This window comes from Polynucleobacter necessarius (assembly GCF_900095175.1).
Classification (GTDB): domain Bacteria; phylum Pseudomonadota; class Gammaproteobacteria; order Burkholderiales; family Burkholderiaceae; genus Polynucleobacter; species Polynucleobacter necessarius_I.
Genome location: NZ_LT606946.1, coordinates 457,778 through 479,785 on the forward strand (window position 1 = coordinate 457,778; position 22,008 = coordinate 479,785).

General features: G+C 45.9%; 19 protein-coding genes and 1 pseudogene. 10 read left to right on the forward strand and 10 right to left on the reverse strand.

The genetic code is table 11. The features are described 5' to 3' along the window. The first annotated feature begins 70 nt into the window (after positions 1 to 70). The 3 genes from DXE44_RS02480 to DXE44_RS02490 all read left to right on the forward strand — a co-directional run bounded on the left by DXE44_RS02480 (position 71) and on the right by DXE44_RS02490 (position 3,924). A complete protein-coding gene (locus DXE44_RS02480) occupies positions 71 to 1,681 on the forward strand; it encodes an NAD(P)/FAD-dependent oxidoreductase (protein WP_114652387.1) in 1,611 nt (536 codons plus the stop codon). Positions 1,682 to 1,700: 19 nt separating this feature from the next. After that, a complete protein-coding gene (gene hemN, locus DXE44_RS02485) occupies positions 1,701 to 3,116 on the forward strand; it encodes an oxygen-independent coproporphyrinogen III oxidase (protein ID WP_114652389.1) in 1,416 nt (471 codons plus the stop codon). A gap of 283 nt (positions 3,117 to 3,399) precedes the next feature. Continuing rightward, positions 3,400 to 3,924: an OmpW/AlkL family protein gene (locus DXE44_RS02490; RefSeq protein WP_231970549.1), complete on the forward strand. Its 525-nt coding sequence runs from the start codon at positions 3,400 to 3,402 to the stop codon at positions 3,922 to 3,924. 61 nt (positions 3,925 to 3,985) lie between these two features. On the opposite strand, the gene DXE44_RS02495 is transcribed toward DXE44_RS02490, so the two are convergent. Then, entirely contained in the window at positions 3,986 to 4,582 is a 597-nt protein-coding gene (locus DXE44_RS02495) for a P-loop nucleotide/nucleoside kinase family protein (RefSeq protein ID WP_114652390.1), read from the reverse strand. 101 nt (positions 4,583 to 4,683) lie between these two features. On the opposite strand from DXE44_RS02495, the gene DXE44_RS02500 reads away from it, so the two are divergent. Further along, the gene (locus tag DXE44_RS02500; protein WP_114652392.1) at positions 4,684 to 6,603 is read left to right on the forward strand and encodes an ATP-binding cassette domain-containing protein; all 1,920 of its coding nucleotides are present in this window, start codon (positions 4,684 to 4,686) and stop codon (positions 6,601 to 6,603) included. Here DXE44_RS02500 and DXE44_RS02505 read toward each other — a convergent pair. The 5 genes and pseudogenes from DXE44_RS02505 to DXE44_RS02525 all read right to left on the reverse strand — a co-directional run bounded on the left by DXE44_RS02505 (position 6,600) and on the right by DXE44_RS02525 (position 11,669). Next, positions 6,600 to 7,907: an APC family permease gene (locus tag DXE44_RS02505; protein ID WP_162785858.1), complete on the reverse strand. Its 1,308-nt coding sequence runs from the start codon at positions 7,905 to 7,907 to the stop codon at positions 6,600 to 6,602. The two genes, DXE44_RS02500 and DXE44_RS02505, sit on opposite strands and share 4 nt — an antisense overlap. 6 nt (positions 7,908 to 7,913) lie before the next feature. After that, positions 7,914 to 8,231, reverse strand: a complete 318-nt coding sequence (locus tag DXE44_RS02510; RefSeq protein WP_114654316.1) for a chaperone modulator CbpM — start codon at positions 8,229 to 8,231, stop codon at positions 7,914 to 7,916. A 5-nt stretch (positions 8,232 to 8,236) separates the two neighbouring features. Further along, positions 8,237 to 9,217, reverse strand: coding sequence for a DnaJ C-terminal domain-containing protein (locus tag DXE44_RS02515; RefSeq protein ID WP_114652396.1), 981 nt, complete (start codon positions 9,215 to 9,217; stop codon positions 8,237 to 8,239). A gap of 133 nt (positions 9,218 to 9,350) precedes the next feature. Further along, positions 9,351 to 10,902, reverse strand: a pseudogene (locus DXE44_RS02520) (UxaA family hydrolase). 65 nt (positions 10,903 to 10,967) lie between these two features. Further along, positions 10,968 to 11,669 carry a pirin family protein gene (locus tag DXE44_RS02525; RefSeq protein ID WP_114652398.1) on the reverse strand — a complete coding sequence of 234 codons (702 nt, stop codon included), beginning with the start codon at positions 11,667 to 11,669 and terminating at the stop codon, positions 10,968 to 10,970. Positions 11,670 to 11,740: 71 nt separating this feature from the next. Here DXE44_RS02525 and DXE44_RS10235 point away from each other — a divergent pair, with 71 nt between their 5' ends. From DXE44_RS10235 to DXE44_RS02535, 3 genes are all read left to right on the forward strand, one after another. After that, a complete protein-coding gene (locus DXE44_RS10235) occupies positions 11,741 to 12,184 on the forward strand; it encodes a TAXI family TRAP transporter solute-binding subunit (protein WP_197712810.1) in 444 nt (147 codons plus the stop codon). A gap of 31 nt (positions 12,185 to 12,215) precedes the next feature. Continuing rightward, a complete protein-coding gene (locus DXE44_RS02530) occupies positions 12,216 to 13,145 on the forward strand; it encodes a TAXI family TRAP transporter solute-binding subunit (RefSeq protein WP_415065054.1) in 930 nt (309 codons plus the stop codon). A 96-nt stretch (positions 13,146 to 13,241) separates the two neighbouring features. Next, the gene (locus tag DXE44_RS02535; protein WP_114652400.1) at positions 13,242 to 14,531 is read left to right on the forward strand and encodes a DUF3422 domain-containing protein; all 1,290 of its coding nucleotides are present in this window, start codon (positions 13,242 to 13,244) and stop codon (positions 14,529 to 14,531) included. Between the two features lie 50 nt (positions 14,532 to 14,581). On the opposite strand, the gene DXE44_RS02540 is transcribed toward DXE44_RS02535, so the two are convergent. Together DXE44_RS02540 and DXE44_RS02545 are read right to left on the reverse strand one after the other, a co-directional pair. After that, entirely contained in the window at positions 14,582 to 15,862 is a 1,281-nt protein-coding gene (locus DXE44_RS02540; protein WP_114652402.1) for an NAD(P)/FAD-dependent oxidoreductase, read from the reverse strand. 9 nt (positions 15,863 to 15,871) lie between these two features. Then, positions 15,872 to 16,219, reverse strand: coding sequence for a c-type cytochrome (locus DXE44_RS02545; protein WP_231970550.1), 348 nt, complete (start codon positions 16,217 to 16,219; stop codon positions 15,872 to 15,874). Between the two features lie 166 nt (positions 16,220 to 16,385). Here DXE44_RS02545 and DXE44_RS02550 point away from each other — a divergent pair, with 166 nt between their 5' ends. The 3 genes from DXE44_RS02550 to DXE44_RS02560 are packed head-to-tail and all read left to right on the forward strand — an operon-like array spanning position 16,386 to position 19,971. Next, complete coding sequence (locus tag DXE44_RS02550; protein WP_174221110.1) at positions 16,386 to 18,107, forward strand: ArnT family glycosyltransferase; 1,722 nt, start codon at positions 16,386 to 16,388, stop codon at positions 18,105 to 18,107. Beyond that, complete coding sequence (locus DXE44_RS02555) at positions 18,104 to 19,351, forward strand: sialidase family protein (protein WP_114652404.1); 1,248 nt, start codon at positions 18,104 to 18,106, stop codon at positions 19,349 to 19,351. Before DXE44_RS02550 ends, DXE44_RS02555 begins: the two co-directional genes overlap by 4 nt. Beyond that, the gene (locus tag DXE44_RS02560) at positions 19,348 to 19,971 is read left to right on the forward strand and encodes a hypothetical protein (protein ID WP_114652406.1); all 624 of its coding nucleotides are present in this window, start codon (positions 19,348 to 19,350) and stop codon (positions 19,969 to 19,971) included. Before DXE44_RS02555 ends, DXE44_RS02560 begins: the two co-directional genes overlap by 4 nt. A 101-nt stretch (positions 19,972 to 20,072) precedes the next feature. Here DXE44_RS02560 and DXE44_RS02565 read toward each other — a convergent pair whose 3' ends face one another. Further along, entirely contained in the window at positions 20,073 to 21,065 is a 993-nt protein-coding gene (locus DXE44_RS02565) for a Bug family tripartite tricarboxylate transporter substrate binding protein (RefSeq protein WP_114652408.1), read from the reverse strand. 59 nt (positions 21,066 to 21,124) lie between these two features. Beyond that, complete coding sequence (locus DXE44_RS02570; RefSeq protein WP_114652411.1) at positions 21,125 to 21,970, reverse strand: HpcH/HpaI aldolase/citrate lyase family protein; 846 nt, start codon at positions 21,968 to 21,970, stop codon at positions 21,125 to 21,127. Between the last annotated feature and the right edge of the window lie 38 nt (positions 21,971 to 22,008).

The window sequence follows — 22,008 nt, forward strand, 5'->3', positions numbered from 1 at the left end:
AAGGGGATAGGCTAGATCTCCCAGTATTATTTAGAAAATTACCCTGATTTACTGTGTATCGTAGAGTCCCATGATCCGTATTACCGAACTTCGCTTGCCCATTAGCCATGCCCCTGAGGCATTGGAGGAGGCGATCTTGAAGCGCTTGAGTATTCAGGCTCAAGACTTGATTCGGGTGGACGTTTTTAAGCGTAGCTACGATGCCAGAAAAAATGTCGCCCTTGCATTCATCTATACCGTTGATTTATCGGTAAAGAACGAAGAAAAATTGCTGAAGCAGTTTTCGAACGATATTCATGTAAGGCCACTCCCAGATACTAGCTATCACTTTGTTGCTAATGCTTCGCAAGTGAAGAGTGTAAACTTTGAGCGTCCGGTCGTCATTGGCTTTGGCCCCTGTGGAATTTTTGCTGCTTTGGTATTGGCGCAGATGGGCTTTAAGCCTATCGTATTGGAGCGAGGTAAACCCGTGCGTGAGCGTACTCAAGACACTTGGGGTCTATGGCGTAAGAATGTCCTCAATCCAGAATCCAATGTGCAGTTCGGTGAGGGCGGGGCGGGTACATTTTCTGATGGCAAGCTCTATAGTCAAATTAAAGATCCCAAGTTTTATGGACGTAAGGTCATTGCCGAATTTATTAAAGCAGGCGCCCCAGAAGAAATTCGGTATGTAGCAAAGCCACATATTGGAACCTTCCGCCTAGTTGGCGTAGTCGAAAGAATGCGCCAAGAAATTATTGAGCTTGGTGGAGAGATCCGCTTTTCGCAGAAAGTGATTGGTTTTGATATTCAGAATGATCGGATTGCTGGAGTCAAAATTGAGGGGCATCCAGATTTGCCTGCTAATCATGCGGTACTAGCCCTTGGACACAGTGCTCGCGATACCTTTGAGGCATTGCATGCAGTAGGCGTGTATATGGAGGCAAAGCCTTTTTCAGTAGGTTTCCGAATTGAGCACCCACAATCCTTGATCGATAAAGCACGCTTAGGTCCGCATGCTGGCAACGAGCTCATAGGGGCGGCTGATTACAAGTTAGTACACCACGCCAAGAATGGTCGTGCAGTCTATAGCTTCTGTATGTGCCCCGGTGGAACGGTGGTTGCTGCTACTTCTGAGCCTAATCGTGTTGTGACAAATGGCATGAGTCAGTACTCGCGTAATGAACGTAATGCCAATGCAGGAATTGTTGTTGGCATTACCCCAGAAGACTATCCAGGCGGTCCACTAGCGGGCATTGAATTTCAGAGGGCTTTGGAGTCTAAGGCGTATGAGTTGGGTGGGTCCACTTACGAGGCCCCAGGCCAATTGGTGGGGGACTTCCTTGCTGGTAAGGCCTCTACAGACTTTGGTTCCGTAATGCCCTCTTACAAGCCCGGCGTTCACCTAACGGACCTTGCTGATGCCTTGCCTCCTTATGCGATTGAGGCAATTCGAGAGGCGATCCCTGCTTTTGAAAAGCAGATTAAGAGGTTTTCAATGAAAGATGCGGTATTGACTGGCATTGAAACCCGCACTTCATCCCCTTTGCGAATTACTCGAGGTCCAAACCTCCAGAGCCTGAATGTCAAAGGTCTTTATCCTGCGGGTGAGGGTGCTGGCTATGCGGGCGGTATCTTGTCGGCAGGGGTTGATGGGATTAAAGTGGCAGAAGCAGTCGCGCTTGATTACCTATCCCAATAATTCAATAAGCTAATTTCTGATGAGCTCTGTAGATTTTGAATCTAAACAAAATGAAAAAGAAGTACTTTTTCATCCAGAGCTATTGCAGAAGTTTGATATCAATGGCCCGCGCTATACCTCATACCCTAGCGCTGATCGCTTTCACAATGAGTTTTGTGAGTCTGATTATTTAGGTGCTTTGCAGCGTGTAGCTAAAGTCAATGAGCCGCTGTCCCTGTATTTCCATTTACCGTTCTGCCCCAATATTTGTTACTACTGTGGTTGCAACAAAATCATTACTAAAGATCATGGTCGCAGCGCTAAGTACATTAAGTATTTGGCTAAAGAGATGGCAATGGTTTGTGCTGCCATGGGTGCTCAGAAAAAAATACCAGTAACTCAGTTGCATTGGGGTGGGGGTACACCGACATTTTTATCTCACGAAGAGATGATTGAGTTGATGCACCATACGCGTGAGCATTTTGACCTACTTCCTGGCGGTGAATACTCGATAGAGATTGATCCACGACGAGTCACTGAGGCCGATATTGCCTTATTGGCTGAGCTGGGCTTTAACCGTATCAGCCTTGGCGTTCAAGACTTCAACCTCGAGGTACAGCAAGCAGTGCATCGCGTGCAGACCATTGAAGAAACTCAAGCGGTAATTGATTGGTCTAGGAAGTATGGATTTAAGTCCAGAAGTGTTGATCTGATCTATGGCTTACCGAAACAGACTCCAGAGACTTTTAGGGAGACTGTTGATGCTGTTCTGAAGATGAGTCCTGACCGCCTCTCGGTTTACAACTATGCGCACTTACCCCACATCTTTAAACCCCAACGCAGAATTGCTGAGGCAGACTTACCTCGAACTGCGGACAAGTTGGATATCTTGTCAAACACGATCGAGAGATTAGGCGAAGCTGGTTATGTCTTTATTGGTATGGATCACTTTGCCAAGCCAGATGATGAATTGGCGATTGCCCAAACAGAGGGTAAGCTACATCGCAATTTTCAAGGCTATTCCACGCAAGCTGAATGTGATCTCTTAGCTTTTGGGATTTCATCGATTGGTAAGGTTGATGATAGCTACTCACAAAATGTCCGCACACTAGACGAGTACTGCTCGGCAATCGATGAAGGCCATCTGCCCACACTCCGAGGTCTGCAATTAGATAAAGATGATTTACTACGCCGTGAATTAATCGGTGAGTTAATGTGCCAATTTGCACTGGACACGGATTTATTTGCTAAGTCTCATCACATCGACTTCTCAAGTTACTTCAAGACAGAGATTGAAGAGCTAAAGCATCTGGAAGAGGCGGGCCTGCTGGAGTGGCAGGGTGTCAAGATGGTTGTACCTATTAAAGGCCGACTCCTAGCTCGACGTGTAGCAATGACCTTCGATCGCCATCTGAGGGAATCTCAAGCTAAAGGTACTTATTCCAAAGTACTTTAAGTGAAATTAAGTGAGAACTCGCGCTCATTTGATCTAGATCAAAAACTCATGAAAATAGTGTTGGTTTAAAACCAAGAATAAATTTCTGCAGCCTCTGTATTTGATTTGCATCAAATTACAAGCCCATCTTCAATTTGAAAATAGATTCATCAAATTGATAACAAAAAAGGGTACATCATGCGCATTAAAACTCTAGTAGCCGCTATGGCAGCAGTAGCTTCATTGGCTCCAATCGCCGCTCAAGCTCAATCTTCAAGCGAGAATCCATGAATGATTCGTGTACGTGCTGTGTCTGCTTTGGCAAAACGGTCAATCAGGAGCGGTTGTACAGGGAGCCAATGTCAAGGCCGCAGATAAAGTTATTCCTGAGTTAGATATTTCTTACTTTTTTACTAAAAATATTGCTGCTGAATTAGTTTTGACTTACCCGCAGACAATTGATATTAATTACACTGCCAGCCAAACTAAGTTGGGTTCAATCAAGGCATTGCCACCATCATTATTGCTTCAGTACCACTTTACAAACTTTGGCGCATTTAAGCCATACGTTGGTGCCGGTGTGAACTACACAATTTTCAGTAGCCGTAATAACTTAGGCAATGGCGCGTACTCAGTTGATAACTCAAGCTTTGGCGTAGTTGGTCAAATTGGTATGGACTATATGTTTGATAAAAACTGGGGTCTAAACGTCGATGTTAAGTATGCAACCATGTCTACTAATGTTACGGATACCACAACTGGTGCAAATGGCGGAAAGTTAACTCTGAACCCATGGATGCCAGCTGTTGGTGTGACTTACAAGTTCTAAGAATTCAGTTCTTAGTTCTTGAGATAGAGCCCCTTAGGGGCTCTATTTTTTTGTCTACCGTTTATTGAATCAGGTGATCAATTAGCTTTTCAAACTTGGCTTCATCAAAGTGCAGATTATCAAAGCGCTGTATTGCTATGTGCTCAGGCGGCTCAACTCTGCGTTTGGTGTATTGATCCCAGTGCTCCAATTTGTATTGATCTCTTGGGTCAGCGCGTTTTTGCATGCGCTGCTTAGCCTCGTTCTCATCTAGATCAATCCAAGCAATTCTGATGCTAGATACACCGGGCACTCCAAGCTCATCGGGGTTGAACATTCGACCACTTTGGACTTCACTCGAGAATGGGCCTACTAGGATGACGTTGACGCCTAGCTGGAGGTTTTCTTTGGCGATGGCGATGAGGCCTGCGTATTCCCAATCCCTGAGGTTCTGAAGATAGAAAGGGCTATCACGATCATTGGGGTTATTGGTAGTGAGTTCCATGACATGAGCGCTATAGGCGCCATAGACGGTATCTTTATCTAAAAGGAAAAAGCTCTCGCCCGTCTTTTCCACAATGAGGGGGAGTGCCTTTTTTGCCAAAGTGGTTTTACCAGTGCCCGCATGTCCGGCAAAGAGGATAAGTCGTGGTGCGCTAGGACTGAGCTTACAGGTCATTTATCTCTTTATTTAGGTGTATTGCCTGGGTAAATTCTACTTCTCAATCCCATGTTTATTGGAAATATCACCACTTTGGATGAAGTGACGATAATGTCGCCATGGCTTTAATCGTACTCACTGATGCAAAACTGGCTTTTGGCCACGTTGACCTCCTCGCAAATACTGCTTTCTCATTGGAATCTGGGGAGCGGGTTGGCTTAATTGGCCGCAATGGCACAGGCAAATCTTCTTTGCTGAAGATTCTAGCTGGCATAGAAAAAATGGATGATGGCTTGCTGCAATATCAGCAAGGCCTCCGTATTGCTTATGTTCCTCAGGAGCCTATATTTGAGGCTGAGGAGACTGTATTTGATGCGGTATCTAAGGGTGTGGCCCAAGCCAAGGCTCTGCGCGAAGAATATGAAGCTCTGAGCATAGGAGAGTGGGACGATGCCGCCCACCATCGTCTTGATGAAGTGCAATCCCAATTAGAGGCCTTAAGTGGCTGGAATTGGGAGCAGCGCGTACATGAGACTTTGGATCGTTTGCATTTAGAGGCTGAGGTCAAGATCAATACGCTATCGGGCGGCACCAAAAAGCGAGTTGCATTAGCACGTACTCTAGTAGAGATGCCGGATGTTTTGCTATTAGATGAACCTACTAACCATTTGGATTTGGATTCAATTTCTTGGTTGGAAGATTTGCTCAAGGAATACAAAGGCTCAGTGATTCTGATTACTCATGATCGCGCCTTCTTGGATAACGTTTGCACACAAATTGTTGAGCTGGATCGCGGCATCTTACGTACCTATCCAGGTAACTTCTCGGCCTATGAAGTATTAAAAGATCAGGAAATGAATTCTGAGTCTTTGGCCAATGCACGGGCGGATAAATTGCTCGCTCAAGAAGAGGTCTGGATTCGTAAAGGGGTTGAGGCAAGACGTACTCGCAGCGTTGCCCGTATAGCGCGCCTCGAAGCACTTCGTACCACTCGCTCACAAAGACGTGATGCGGTTGGGCAGGTCAAGCTAGCAGTGTCTGCTGGCGATAGAAGCGGCAAGATTGTTGCTGATCTGCAGAATGTTTCTAAATCCTATGATCGTCCGATTGTGAAGGATTTCACAGCAACCATTTTGCGTGGCGATAAAGTGGGATTGCTTGGTCCTAACGGCGCTGGTAAGACCACGCTCCTCAAATTAATTCTCGGAACAATTACGCCGGACTCTGGTACGGCAACCATGGGTACACGCATTGAGGTAGCTTACTTTGACCAGATGCGCGAAGGCTTAGATCTCAATGCTTCACTAGAGGACTACATTAGCCCAGGTAGTGAGTGGATCGAAATTAATGGTAATAAGAAACACGTTAAAAGCTATCTAAGCGATTTCTTATTCGCGCCAGAGCGTACCAATTCACCAGTCAGCACTTTGTCTGGTGGAGAGCGTAACCGCCTATTGTTGGCACGCTTATTTGCTCGTCCTGCAAATGTCTTGGTTCTTGATGAGCCAACCAATGACTTGAATATCGATACTCTCGATTTGCTTGAGCAGTTATTGCAGGACTACAAGGGCACTGTGTTTTTAGTGAGTCATGATCGTTACTTCTTGGATAACGTGGTCACCAGCATCATTGCTAATGAGGGTGATGGATTCTGGCGTGAGTATGAAGGTGGCTACGAAGGTTGGAAGATTCAGAAAGCACGCTCAGATAAGATCCGCGCTGCCAATGGTGGCCTTAAGTCTGAGCCGAAACAAGAGTTAAAGGTCGAGCCAAAAGTTGAAGCTAAGCCTGTGGCTACAAAAAGTGGCGTGCAAAAGCTCAATGGCAAGGAGCGTCAGGAGCTTGAGGTATTGCCTTTGCAAATCGAGGCGCTAGAGACGGAGCAGGCGGATATTGGTATTGCGATGAGTAATCCAGACCTTTATAAGAACGAGCCTGAATTAGCAGCCAGCATGCAAGCACGCTTATCCGAAATTACTGCTGATCTCGATATCAAGTTACAGCGCTGGGAATTACTCTTAAGTCGCTCAGAGTCTTAATCTAATTTATGCCGCTTGGATTTGAGCAGTGAAAATGCCTCAAGCCCAAAAGATGCTACAAGAGCAATCAGTAGGGCAATGGCACTCGATGGTGCGGTCTTGATTGCATTAATTAGTAGGGCAGTGAATAAACTCAGATTGATTGCAATTGTACACCACAAAATTTTTGGGCTAGCCCCTGTCTGCTTATGTACGCGAATATGTCCGTAGCTCACAATGGCATAAACCAATAGAAACGCCAGACTAGCCATTTGACCCACTTCATTGAGTGGGAAGAGTAATGCCAGAATAATTACGCCAATGGAGGAGATGGTAAGCGCGCGGAGCTTGCTCTTCAGTACGGAGTTTCCTAGGGCGCTAGAGACTTCATGCTTTTCTGTAAGATCAGCTGCGATATTGGAGGCTGCAAAAATTGTGGCATTGACCGCTGCAGCGCAGGCCAGTAAGGCGGAAATGCTAATAACAATAAAGCCAATTTTGCCTGCCACGATTTTTGCAGCATCAGCAAGCACGTGGCCATTATCCACTTGCATAACGTTTAAGGGTATGAGCAACACAACTGCCGTACTCACTGCTAGATACGCAATCGTTACCAAGATTAGTGCTGAAAACATGGCAAGAGATAATTCTTTTTGTGGGCTCTTCATGGCTGACGAAGAATTAGTCACCACCCCGAAGCCTTGGAAATTAATGTAGAGAATACCTGCAGCCACTGCAATTCCTTCAATCGAACCGCCAGCCATGTGATAGCTCTTGAAATCTGCCTGATGAAATCCCATGGCTGAGAATACAAGAAGGCTAATCACAACCAGACCAATTGCAAATGTCTCGGCCTTGCCAACCAAACTTGGCCCCAAAAGATTTAGGAATGTACAAATCAAGATGATTGCTGCGGTAATGCATTTCAGCAATATGGGGGAGAGGTCGCCCCCAAAGATGGTATTGGTGTATTCAACGAAACCTGCTGCGTATAAAGCGGCAGCAATGAGGTAGGCGATGTATTGAAATAGATTAATGCCGCCAGAAATAATTCCTGGGCCATAACTCATGACTGTGAAGGTCGCTGCACCACCACTACTCGGAAAAGTGGCGCCAAGTTTTGCGTAAGAGTACACCGAGAAGGAGGCTGCGATGGCCCCAATCAGAAAGGCTAGTGGCACGTGAGTGCCAGCATGCGAACTCGCTAAACCCAAGAGGGAGTAAAGGCCTGCACCCATCATCCCGTCGATACCCAGCGCGGTCGCAGAAAAAAGACTAATGTCCTTGGCTTGCTTGGGATTGCGTTTGAGTAAGCCTGAATTCAATCGCAATTAACCTAAATTGCTACGAAGCAGTTGGCTGCGTAGGCGGGTGATTTCATCTAAGAGATCAAGTGCTAAGGCAACCCCAGGGGTATTGAGTTCGAGGTCATGAGTCAGGTGAGCGGCAGTTTTTGCGCGCTTGAGAGAGTCCCCGCTAAAACGCCAGTCTTCAGGTGAGGAGCCGGTAGGACTCAAGACGCCCTCTGTTACCCATGACATGATGAGATCCTCTGGTGCGCGCGTGGCCTGTGAAATTTCCACGATGCTCATGCGCACTTCTTCCTCAACAAGACTACCTTCAATCCAGGTGATTTTTGTTTGTGTCATGTTCATCATCCTTTCAGGTGGGTTCTGAGGTTGAAATCAAAAGCTTTCTCTAGTGATTGATAAGCTTCTTTCTGGGCATCGGTGTCGGCGCTAGGCAAAACAATATTTGGTACAACGTATAAATCACCAGCTTCTTTGCTGGGAATACCTTTTCCTTTGAGTCTCATCTTGCGACCGGTTGCTGTGCCAGCTGGAATCTTTAATTCCAGAGTGGAGCCGGCAGGGGTGGGGATGTTAACGGTTGTGCCTAGCGCAGCTTCCCATGGGGCTAATGGCAAATCTAGATATGCATCCTTCCCGTCGACACGGTAAATAGGGTTTGCATGAAAATCAATCTCAAGGTACAGATCACCTGCACCACCTGTGCCCATACCTGGACCGCCTTGTCCGGCTAAGCGTAAATTTTGGCCAGCCTTGATGCCCTTGGGGATGCTGACATCAAGTTTGCGTTCCTGGGTACTGACATGACCATTGGAATCTTGCGTAGGCATATGCAGGGAAATGGTACGTTTTGCGCCGTTATAGGCATCAGCAAGATCAATCAAGATTTTGGCGTGATGATCTTGGCCTTTAAAGTTCATGCCTTGACGGGGGTTGCCACCTCGACCGCCTTGAGTATGGCGACCTCTGCCAAAAAGAGATTCAAAGAATTCGCTTTGATCACCCTCATAGCCGCCACCAAATCCACCATGGCCGCCACTATAGTTGCCGTCGGAACATTCAAAGCCCTCATTCCAGTTTGGTGGTGGAGTGAAATCTTGACCATTTTTCCAATTGGCGCCCATGCGATCGTATGCCGCACGCTTCTCAGTGTCTTTCAGTACAGAGTAGGCTTCGCCAACAGCTTTAAACTGCTCTTCTGTGCCAACTTCTTTATTCACATCTGGGTGATATTTGCGGGCTAGCTTGCGGTAAGCCGCTTTAATTTCTGCTTCGGTTGCACCACGTGCTACACCAAGTGTTTCGTAGTAGTCCCTGAATTTCATAATCCTAATGAGGTCCTGATTGAATCAATAAGCTTCATTCTACAATCCCTTGGCTAATTTTTCGGCTTCTTTTTAAGCAAAGAAAAAGCGGGCATTAAGCCCGCCTAGAACCACCATTCTCCTGAGGCTGGACTTAGCTCATGACCCCAACTTGCCATGGTACGAATTCATAATCTCCAAGACCCAGTAGCTCACTTTTAGATGCTTCACCAGAGGCTGTTCTGAGAAAGAGCTCAAAAATCCGCTGCCCCATCTCTTGAACTGAAACAGTGCCATCTAAAATCTCACCGCAATTAATGTCCATGTCTTCAGTAAGTCGCTCATACATCGGAGTGTTGGTGACAAGCTTGATGCAAGGCGCTGGCTTTGATCCAAACATGGAGCCACGCCCTGTAGTAAATGCAATTAAGTTAGCACCGCCAGCAATTTGACCTGTTGCTGAGACTGGATCAAAACCGGGTGTATCCATAAATACAAAACCTTTGGCTGTTAGTTACTGGTTCCGCATATCGATACACCTCCATTAATGGCCCAGTTCCAACTTTCATGGATGAGCCGAGGGACTTTTCAAAGATATTAGCTAGGCCACCAATTTGATTTCCGGGGCTGACTTGTCCATTGATCTGAACATCGCGGCCAACAGAATGTTCATCTTTCCACCAGCGTATACGTTGGATTAATTTTTCGCCGATGGCCTTGCTTGCCGCTCTACGGGTTAGTGTATGTTCGACACCATAAATCTCCGGTGTTTCAGAGAGGATGCCGGTACCACCATGGCGCGACAAAATATCAATTGCGGCACCCAAGGCTGGGTTAGCAGTAATTGAAGAGAAGCCATCCGATCCACCGCATTGCAAACCAACGCAGAGGTGGCTTGCAGAGACAGTTTGCCTTTTAGCTTTATTAGCTTCCAGGAGGAGCGCTTTTACAGCCTCAATTCCCGCTTCAATTGTTTTGCGTGTGCCACCAGTTTCTTGCATGATGAAAGTATGCAAAGTGGAATTTTCTTGCAAAGCTTCTTGCTCCATCAATCCTTTGAGTTGATTTCGCTCACAACCCAAACCAATGATCAGGGCGGCAGCCAAGTTGGGATGCTGTGCATATCCGGCCATGGTTCGGCGCAGCAACTGCATTGGCTCGCCACTCATTTCCATGCCGCAACCAATGTTATGACTAAAGGCAACCACACCGTCAACATTGGGAAAATCTTTTAAGCGTTCGGGGGTAAACCACGCTGCAATTTTGTTCACGACAGTTGCGGAGCAATTCACGGTAGATAGAATGCCGATGAAATTGCGAGTACCTACTTTGCCATTGGCGCGCACATAACCTTCAAAAGTTGCACGCTCAGATTCTGGCAAAAGGGTAGTAGGTTTATATTCACTTGCATAGGCATAGTCCCGATCGAATTCACGAAACTCCGTGTTATGGCTATGAACCATCGTGCCAGGCTCAATATCGGTATTGGCAAATCCTACGGTCACGTTGTATTTCAGAATAGCTTCGCCCTTGAGGATTTTCTTAGCTGCAATTTTGTAGCCTGCTGGCACTTGACTGCGGCTCGTGAAATTCTCACTTGGGACTGGTTCACCAATTGCTACATCTACCCGCGCCACTACAATGTTGTCATTAGGATGGAGTCGAATAATAGGGCCTATTAGGCGCTTCTCTGAGATTTCAATCATGGAGTTTCTTTGCTGATTTTAGGTTGTCGTTTGCATACTGATCGTAAGACTCAAACATTAAATTTTTAATGACTCAGGTCAAAGATAATGACTTCGGCGTCTTTACCATTGCTGATCAGTAGATTGCTCTCGTTTTCTATCAATAGCGCATCACCAGTAGACAGGGATATGCCGTTGACCTCTAAAGAGCCTTTCACAAGGTGAATATATGCTTTACGTGCTGGATCGAGCTCTAATTTTTGGGATTCGGATCCATCAAATAAGCCTACATATATTCTGGCATCGGCATGAATTTTGACTGCATTACCCGCGCCATCAGGGGATGCTATTAAGCAAAGCTTGCCTTGCTTGTCTAAGAGCGGGATAGATTTTTGCTCGTAACTCGGCTGAACTTCCATAACATTTGGTTGAATCCAAATTTGAAGAAAGTGGGTAGTCTGATCTTGAGCATGATTGAATTCACTATGGGTGACCCCAGTCCCAGTGCTCATGCGTTGAACATCGCCAGGTGGAATGCCCTTCACGTTCCCCATGCTGTCTTCGTGAGCTAATTCACCAGATAAAACATGGCTGATGATTTCCATATTACGGTGGCTATGCTTACCAAAACCCATGCCTGCTGCTACTCGATCCTCATTTATTACCCTTAAATTGCCCCAGCCCATGAATTGAGGGTCATGGTAGCCGGCAAACGAGAAGGAATGAAAGCTTTTAAGCCATCCATGGTCTGCATAGCCACGTTCTTGGGATTTTCTGAGGACTAACATCTTGGCTCTTTTTCGGAAAGCGAATTAGCCTATTATCATTAGCTTTTGACATATTTGCTGATTGGCCTTCCATGGGAAGTATCAAACAAGACATTAAAGAAGCTGCCCTTGGTTTTACTGAGGATATCCAAGAAAGATGGAGAGATTTTGTCCTGTTTCTGAAAGAGGCCTGGCCAATTCTTACATTGCTCTTCATTTTGCTGGTGGGTATATGGCTATATGCCGACCCACCACCTCCGCGACAGGTATTAATGGCTACCGGAACCGAGGGTGGTTCATATGAGGTGATGGCTAAAAAATATGTAACTTTTTTTGAGAAAAAAGGCATCAAGCTTGAACCGGTAAAAACCAAAGGCGCTCAAGAAAACTTAAAGCGTCTTGCCGATCGCAAAGATTCCTTACAAGCAGCGTTTGTTCGGGCTGGAACATTTAATCCAGGTGGAATTGGCGGCATTGATTCGCTGGGTGCGGTTGATTATGAGCCTATATGGTTTTTTTATCGCGGGCCAGAATAAGGCGTCTAATTTTAGAGGGGTCAATGGTCAAATGAAACATTTCCTTAAGGGGAAAGTTTCGGTAGACGCTGTTGGTAGCGGTACCCACTCTCAAGCTATGCGCTTGATTGAGGCATCCGGACTTCAGAAAGAAGCCCATTTCTTATATTTACCCAATCATGACGCAGTAAATGCTCTGAAGAAGGGCGAGATTGATGGTGCTTTTTTGGTTGATGGCTATCAATCAGAAAGTGTTCAAGCGTTGCTTACCGATCCTCAAATTCATCTCACCGGATTTGAGCGAGCCGAGGCATATACCCATCTCTTACCTTACTTGCATACCTTAAAAGTGTCTATTGGTGGATTTAGTTTGCCCAGAAATAATCCCGATATTGAAATACAGTTGCTATCAACAACGACCAATCTATTGATTGATGATCGCATGCATCCTGCGCTTCAATTCCTATTTTTAGAAGCGGCACATGAAATTAACGGTAAAGCTAATTTTTTTGCACGGCGCGGAGAATTTCCTTTCTTTGGAGATTCTCATTTCCCAGAGAGTCCAGTTGCTTTGCATTATGAGAAAAATGGTTCACCTTGGTTAATGACCTATTTCCCATTTTGGCTAGCAGAGCTCATTAACCGTTTACTGTTTGTGCTCTTACCATTTTGCATGATCGCTTATCCAGCCCTCATTAGTCTCCCGGGTTATCGAAATAAGCGAATGCGACGCAAGATTAATTCCCTGTATGGTACTCTCAAAGCCTATGAGCAGGAGATGATTGAGGGTTTCTCGTCAGGATCTGGTGATGAATATCTGAAAAAGCTGGATCTTTTGGAATATGAAGCGCTCCAGCTAAAGGTTCCCAAGAGTATGGCTGGCGACTACTACACTCTGAGGACTAGTATTGATTATGTGCGTAACTGTTTAAATCGAGATACTAGACCATATCAACTCCAAGATGGTAATGTTGATATTTGACGCGCGACATATTGCTTAAATAAAGATTTGCCCTATGAGACCTTATGACCACCCCGCCAGAAGACAGCTACACGACGAGGTCCATGCGCGCCCCCAATCGCACTTTGGCCAAATGAAAGGGTGTTATCCCAATCTTTTCTGCTTGATGCGAATTCTCATCAGACTCAAATTGAATGGATTCAAAAGTTAAGCACTGCATTGGGCGTGCCTAATGATGAGCAAGACCATTCCTTCAAAACATTGACCTTAGCCCCTGAGCCGCAGAGGGTACTTGTTAAATGGGAGCTGCATGGTGAGTTTGCAACCATCGCAGTCATTGTGCATAACCCAGTCAAAATTACTGGACCTCTATTGCAGTCACGCTTGTCTCTCGAAAAGACTTTGGATAAATTATTTCAGGACCTAGGCTGCCCAATCATTGTTGAGGCGGGCGGTGAAAGAATTTCCGCCCTAGATCTCGCTTTTGAGCATCGCCCTCTGTTTTCTGAGACTCAAGAAGTTTCGGCTATTTTTGGTGGAAATACCGTACTCGGAAGTTACATTTTGTTGAGCAAGAAGGCCCAACTGTGGACGGATTTAAGTTTGGATGAGGATGGCTTCATCTCTTGCTTTATTCCGCATGATATCTTAGGATCACGACAGGCTGGTCGTATAGCGCGAGCTCTTGCTGAAGCGGAAACCTATCGTATGGCAGCCATGATCGCATTCCCAGTAGCAAAGAGTCTCTCTATGCCACTCAGAAGTGCGGAGTCGGAATTGGCAGATCTTTCTAAAAATATTTCTCAGCTCCAAACCGAGCCTGGTATCTATACCGAAAAGGATGGACAGTTTTTGGGTGAGCTTTCTCATTTAGCCTCAAGAGCCGAGCAATGGATTTCAGGTTATGGATTGCGCTTCACTGCCTCAGAGGCATACAGTCAATTACTCAGTAAAAACTTATACGAGTTAGCAGAGTCTCCGATTCCAGGTGTGCAGTCCTTATCGGAGTTTATGGATCGGCGTTTTCAGCCTGCGATGGGCACCTGTATTTGGACTCAGCGTAAGTTAAAAGAGCTATCTGACCGCATCTCGAGAACAACTCAAACATTGAGGACCCGTATTGAGTTTGTAAATGAAGAGCAGACGCAAAAATTACTTGCTAGCATGGATCAGAGAGCCCGTTTGCAATTACGCCTTCAAGAGACGGTAGAGAGCTTATCGGTTCTGGTGTTAACTTACTATGCGGTAAGTTTATTAGCCTATGTCGCTAAAGGCGGAAAAGAGGCTGGTCTCGCCATTCATCCGGAGATTATTGCTGCAATAACAGCCCCAGTAGTGGCGATCACCTTCTTGCTAATTAGCAAACGACGACGCAAGCGAATTGCTGGGATGGGTAAATCGCTCTAGACATTAAAAAAGAGGCCGAGGCCTCTTTTTTAATGGGCGTAAATACTTCTTTAACCCAAACTATCTGCCCAGATATTGTGAGCCCAGCCCCACGCATACACACCTTCTAGAGTCGATGGTGCAGGCGATAGACCACCAGCTCCTTTAACAGGCAAGAAGGTTTTCTTCTCAGCATCATATTGATGCACACTAGCCACGTGAACCACATCCCTAGCATTAACAAAGCTATAGCAAGTATTAGTGACCACTGGCGCTGGATTGACTTCCCAGCCGCTGAGTTCAGCAACAATAGCTGCTGCTGCTGCAACCTTGGCATGCTGATTGGCCATATGTCCTGACTTTGGCATTGTTGGAGCAATCTGAATCGAGTCACCCAAGACGTGAATATCCTTACGCGCTGTCGATTCAAAGTTGAGGAAGTTTACATTCACCCAACGTCCATTGGAGTTGGCTAAACCTGTCTTCATGGCAATTTCACCGGCAGACATTTGCGGCAAAACATTCAACACGTCAGCCCTCACATCATCAGCAACTTCCAGTTTGAGAGTTTTGGTTTTAGCGTCTACACCAACTACATTATGTTTAGGTCGATACTCAATAATGCCAGCGTACTGCTCGGCCCATACCTTCTTGAACAAACCTCCTTTGGAGGTGACATCCTGGTTAGCATCCAAAATTAATACTTTACCCTTAGGATTGTGTTGCTTGAGGTAATTTGCAACCTGGCAAGCACGCTCATAAGGTCCAGGAGGGCAGCGATATGGCGCCTCTGGAATGCTAATTGCAAAAGTACCGCCTTCGCGCATGGCGGCGATTTGTTTATGTAGGGCAACAGTTTCAGGACCCGCTTTCCAGGCTTGCAGGGTTACGCCATCTTTGTTAGCTTGTGCGAGGCCCTCAATACTCTTGAAGTTCAGTGATATGCCGGGAGATACGACAGCTTTGTCGTAACGTAAAGTTTTGCCGGAGGCGAGGGTTACCGTTTTCTTATCCGGATCAATGCTGCTGACGCTGTCTTGAATAATCTTGATGCCATGACGCTTGCTCAGTGTGTCATAAGGCGATGTGATTTCAGCTAGAGTTCGTGAGCCGCCAACAACCAAATTGGACAGTGGGCACGAGATAAAAGAGGTATTTGGCTCTATGAGGGTCACTCGCGCTGTGTTGCTAGAGAATAGACGCAAATACTTGGCAGCAGTAGCGCCACCATATCCACCGCCGATAACGAGAATTTCTGCTTTTTGTAAAGTGGCTGCTTTTGTTTGGGTAGACAGTCCTGCAAGTAAACCTACTGCTGCAGCGCTCTGACCTATAAAATGTCGACGATCCATGGCGCCTCCTTATTGTTTCTTGCCAAGTTGATTGGCAATAGTGGTGAGTTGTTCATCGGTATAGCCTTTTGCTAGCTGGGGCATGATGGTGCCCTCTAAGGTGCCAGCCTTGTAAGCCTTAAGTTTTGTCAGCATCTCTTGGCTGGTTAAGTTATTGATGAGTGGCATCCCACCATCAACCACACCCTTGCCATCAGTCCCATGACAATTAGCGCAGGTTGCAGCAAGGCTACGTTTATATAGCTGGTCAGCAGTCTGTGCAAAGCTGAGGCCGCTCCACTGGCTCAAGCCAATCAAGGTGCCAGCCACCAAAATAGGTTTTAGGTGCTTCACTCGCATAGGAATAGTCTCCGTCATACATACAGCAGTTCTAAGGAGGATGCTAATAAATCCTATCTTAATCAGATAGCGATTGGAATGGTGGTTTTACTTAGATGAATTTTGAATATGCTTAGAGTAAAAAATGCAGGTATTGATGCCGATAGTTTTTAGCTTTTAAGCCCAAGACCTATAAACTAGCGATATGCGTGGCACTTTTACTTATCGAAATGCTCTTTTCATCTTACTTCTGGGTGTATTCACCTACTTGTATGGTTTAGATAGTCGCTTTGCCCCAAAAAATGGGGATGAATATCCCTATATGCACATCGTTCGGATGACTGCGGATGCTGGAGCTTGGCTACCCCTTCAATCTGAGATGGATGGCATTAAAAATACCAAGCCTCCCCTGGTGTTTTGGGAGGGTATCGCTAGTACTGCTTGGGGTAGTGATTGGAGTCTTCTTGCGTTACGTTGGCCCAGTGTTTTATACACGGGCTTAACGGCATTTTTCTTATTTTTGGCAGTCGCTCGCTTTAGTGGAAAAAAGCAGACCGGCTTGCTGGCAGCTTTAGTGTGGCTTTCTTTTTTTGCAACTTATCGCTATGGCCGCCCATTCCTCACTGATCCCCCGGAAGTATTTTGGTTGAGCTTGCCATTCTTTGCGCTGCTCTATTGGGGTAGAGCAGCTTTTGAATCTAAGCTCTTATTTCCGCTGTTGGCGGGCGCCTCTTTTGGTATGGCCTTATTGTCAAAGTCCTTTGCTTACATTGTTCCCGCTGCGTTTGCCTTAGGTCTTTTTTACTGGCGCTGGCGAGGGTGGAGTATTCCAAAAGTCTTTTTGAAAGACTTATATAAAGTCATTTTGATTGCTCTGCTTGCTCTGGGTATATTCGCGCTCTGGTTTGTGCTGGACCCTTTTCCAGAGGCAGTCTGGAAAGAGTTTGTTCTGGGTGAGAACGCTGGTAAGTTCGAGGCACGAAGCTCTCATTACCTACTTGATCTAGTGCGTGGAGGAGATAGTATTTGGATGCTGGCTTTAACAACTCTAGCAAATGCCGGTCTATTCACTTTTGTTTTGATTTCTGCTTTGCTTCAATGTTGGAGGGAGCGTCGATTTATATCGCTTGAAGAAGGCTTGCTGCTTCTCTTGGTTTTAGCATTTTTTATCGTATTTAGTTTGCCAAGTCAGCGCTCTGGTCGATATCTGCTGCCAGTGATGCCGGCATTTGCCGCTCTAATCGCAATGTACTGGGATCGATTGCCTTTATGGGGATTTCGGATTGCATTGCTTTTGCAGTTGATCTTGCTTTCTGCGCTTTCTTGGGTTGGCGGAAATTTACAGTTATCGGATTTCTTGGGTCAGTCTGGCATTTGGAATTACTCCCCATGGCATTGGGGATTCATGGTGACTTCAATTGCCTTGGTATTGCTGGGTATATTGAATCGAGATCGTAGTAAGGTAATTGCTTTGGCGGGTTACTTTCTTTGCTATTGCGCACTCACTACTAGTCTGTCACTTCTAGAAGGTGCTGTAGGCCGATACTCTCAATCCACTATTCAGGATATTGCTGGAAAAGATGTTTGGGTGCCTTGTGACTACCGCGCTAAAGATGAGGAGTATCGACTCTTGTTGCCGGGTGCAATATTGCATGGCTATTTGGCAAAGGATGCTACCCAGATTGATTTGCTCACCAATACGTATCCATTAGTAGCTATTCAGTCGGCAATAGGTGTAGAGCCTGTGCTTTGTGAATCTTGCCAGATCGTCGGTAAGCGTATGGAGATGCGGGCCCGCCATTCCGATGCTGAAATTCAGGCGATACTTAAAGGTCATATTGGAGAGCATCTATTTGTGAATGAATATTTAATTTCTACACCTGCAACTATGACCTTACCATTGGTAGGTAAGGACGCTTGTCGATGAGCCGTGTAATTGCTTTTTGTTTTTTATTACTTGCTTCTGTGCTTGGCTATCTACATATTGATAGTCGCCCAATATGGGCTCCATTTGCAGGTGAATACCAAGTTAACAGTGCGCCGCAAGTGGATGATACTCCTCAGTCAATCGAGGATGCAAAGCCAGCAAAGAATCTTAAGCATATTGCGCCAGCAAAGATCACACAGCCAACCCTAAGGATGGATTGGTTGCCAGATACTGGCGCCCCTTCAGTACACGCCGCCTCCTTAATTGCGCTGAAAGATGGTGCGATTCGAGCCTTCTGGTTTGCAGGGAGTCGCGAAGGTGCACCAGATGTGGTGATTAATACATCTGTGTTTGATCCGCAGGCAGCCAGGTGGAGCGCTCCAACTGTTGTAATGGATCGAGTTAGTGCAGAAAAGGGTCTATCCCGTTACATTGCTAAATTAGGTAACCCCGTTCCAGCAAGAATGACGGATGGTCGCATGCAGTTGTTTTTTGTAACCGTATCTATTGGAGGTTGGGCAGGTAGCTCAATCTCATCAGTGATTTCAGATGATGAGGGTTTGACTTGGGGTCGGCCCCAGCGCTTGATTAGCTCACCCTTAATTAATCTGAGTACCTTGGTAAAGTCCCCGGCTATCCCATTTACGGATGGACGCTTGGGTTTGCCCGCTTATCACGAATGGATTGGTCGCTTTGGTGAGTTCCTCAGAATCGAGGCGAGTCAGGTTATTGATAAACGACGTATGAGCTCTGGTAGGGGTGCGATTCAGCCTGTAGTTTTTACTGATGGGCCTCAAGAGGCAAACGCTTTTTTCCGTCAAACACGGCCAAGCTCCCAGCCAAAACAAATCCCCGTCAGTGAAACCAAGGATGCTGGACAGTCTTGGGTTGTAACAAAAGATCTTGAAATTCCAAATCCAAACTCAGCCCTTGCCGCACTTACTTTGGCTAATGGCACAAAATTAATGGTGCTCAATAATATTGAAGCAGCACGTTATCGATTGGTAATGGTGATGTGTGAGCCAAACTCTACTCAATGGCGAGTGATTCAGGTGCTTGAAGATGATGAGACTTTGCTCAACAACTTGCATCAAGAATTCTCGTACCCGTACTTAATATCTGCCAATGGTGAGGACGTCCATCTTGCCTATACCTGGAATAGACAAAAGATTAAGCATGTGTACTTTCCGGCTGCCTGGTTTAACTATGCTGTAAGCAGTCTTAAAGAAAAGGATGCGCAATGATGACCCCCTATTTACAAATCATTGCATTGCTTGAAATATCGCTTACTTGTGCGGTAGTGTTGATGATTCTTCTACAAAAACTATCATCAACAGAGATCCCATTTTTAATTCGACTGCTGATAGTTTTATTACTAGGCAACCTATTTTTCTGGCCGCTGGGAATATCGCTTGAATTACCTTTATCAGCCTTTGTCCGTGGAGTCACGGGGGAGCTCAGTATCGTGACAATGCTTTTGTTGTGGAGCTCCATACTGCCTGCTGCACAAAAGACGCCGATGGGATTTAAAGTCCCTTTAGCAATCATTGCAATTGTGTTTTATCCCCTAGCGTTAGGCTTTGGAATGTTCGACCCCTATGTATGGGGCTATAGTGCCATTGGGTTCTTGGGTGCCGTCATTCTCTTAGCGATGGTATGCGGTCTGGTTGGTTGGACCAAAGGTGTTTGGATTATTTCAGTTGCCATCATTGCTTGGGCAGCCCATTGGCATGAGTCAGCGAATCTCTGGGACTATCTCCTTGATCCTTTCCTGGCGATCTGGGCTCTGTTTGCCATCCCCAGCACAATCTATCGGAAGCGTCGTGAAAAGGCGCAATCAGGATATCTTTTTAGAGCGGGTTGATTGACTATAAAGTAGGCGTTGATCCAACCGATGATGTGGGTGCAATAAAAAAGGCCAGCTATAAGCTGGCCTTTTAACAACATTTGGGATCCGGTTAAGGATTAATCAGAAATCTTTGATTTACGAATTAATGGACCCCACTTATTGAGCTCTGAATCAACTTGAGCCTTAAGGGATTGTGATGTGACTTTATCCATTGAAACAATGTCAATACTGGACTCATCAAGACGCTTTTTAATATCTGGATCTTTCAATGCGGCTTTCAAGGTAGCATTCACTTTCGCTATAACAGCTGGTGGAGTGCCTTTAGGTGCATAGATACCATGCCAGACTTTAACGTCAAAGCCTTTTAAGCCTTGCTCATCTAAAGTAGGAATATTAGGCAAGCTTGGTAAGCGCTTTGGTGTTGTTACACCAAAAGTTTTCACTTTGTCTGCTTTGATGTATCCAACAGTCTGAGTAGTTTGATCGCAGAGCAGGTCAACCTGACCGCCCAACAAATCAGTAAGGGCTGGACCTGTACCTTTGTAAGGAATGTTGGTTAGCTTAACGCCTAAACGGCTTTGGAACAGTAGGCCACAAAGTTGAGAAACGGCGCCTGGACCAGCATTAGCCATAGTTACTTTAGAGCCATTAGCTTTGATATAGGCTTCGAGTTCTTTAAAGTTATTTGCTGGCAAATCTTTTTTACCTAAGAGCACCATTGGTACATCAACAACTTGACCGATGTATTCAAAGCTCTCTAATGGATCGTATGGAAGCTTGTCATAAAGGGCTGGTGCAGTTGCCATGCCAATGTGATAAATAAACAGTGTGTAGCCATCTGGTTTTGCGCGTGCAACTTTGGTTGCTGCAATTGTGCCGCCTGCACCAGTTACGTTTTCAACTACGACAGTTTGCCCAAGTGACTTGCCCATTGGTACAGCGAGCAAACGAGCAACAGTATCTGTAGGCCCACCTGCTGAGAATGGAACCACCAAGGATATCGGCTTGGTTGGATATGCTTCATTTGCTGCTAAGGCTTGTGTTGATAAAAGGCTGCTGGCAAGAAAAAGCGTTCCTACGCTAGCCAGTAAAGTTTTCTTTAATTTCATTTAAGTCTCCGTTAATGTGTGATGCGGGGTAATTTTGCCACTTTTAGCAATTATCGACTTTACGGCTTGCCGGTAATGGCAAGCGTCCTTTGAGCCAATAAGACCACTGGCCGGTCAATCATGCGACCATCTAATTTCACGGCGCCACCCTTAGATGCTTTATCCGCTTCAATCACGCGATGTGCCCAAGAGACTTCTGCGGCAGTAGGCATAAAGGAAGTCTTCACTAGGGAAACCTGTTTTGGGTGGATGCATAGCTTGCCACCAAAGCCCATTCTTTTCGCGCGCTCCGCATCGTCTGTAATGCGCTCAATGTTGTCAGTAGAGGGAGTAACCCCATCAATTGGAGGGGCAATTTGCGCCAAGCGTGAAGCCAACACAATCTGAAAGCGTGCCGCTTGTAGTTCGGTTTCTTGGGCGTCACACACCATTCCCAAGTCTGCCTGCAAATCAATATTGCCCAAAGCCAGACGTAATACCTGCTCAGAGTTTGCAATCTCATTAAGGCGATCAAGGCCAATGGCAGTTTCAATCATTGGAATGATTGCTGTGTTTGGCAGGATTTGTGCTGCACCATTAATTTGGTCGAGAGATTCACTCTTAGGAATTAACAAACAGGCCGCATCTAATTCTTGAACCAAGATTAGATCCGCTGAATAAAAATGACTGCCAGGAGAATTCGATCGAATGATCAGACGGTTTTTTTGTTCTGCACTAAACGTAGGCCAGGCAGAGCGTATAGCAGCACGTGCAGATTCTTTTTCTTCCTCAGCAACTGCATCCTCAAGGTCAATGATGACACCATCGGCGCCACTATCTAAGGCTTTAGTAAATCGCTCTGGGTGTGTGCCAGGAACAAATAAGAATGTACTGCTAAATCCAAGGGGTGTATCAAGTGGGTTCATCAATGAGGCTTTATTAAAAATGAAGCAAAAGAGAAAAA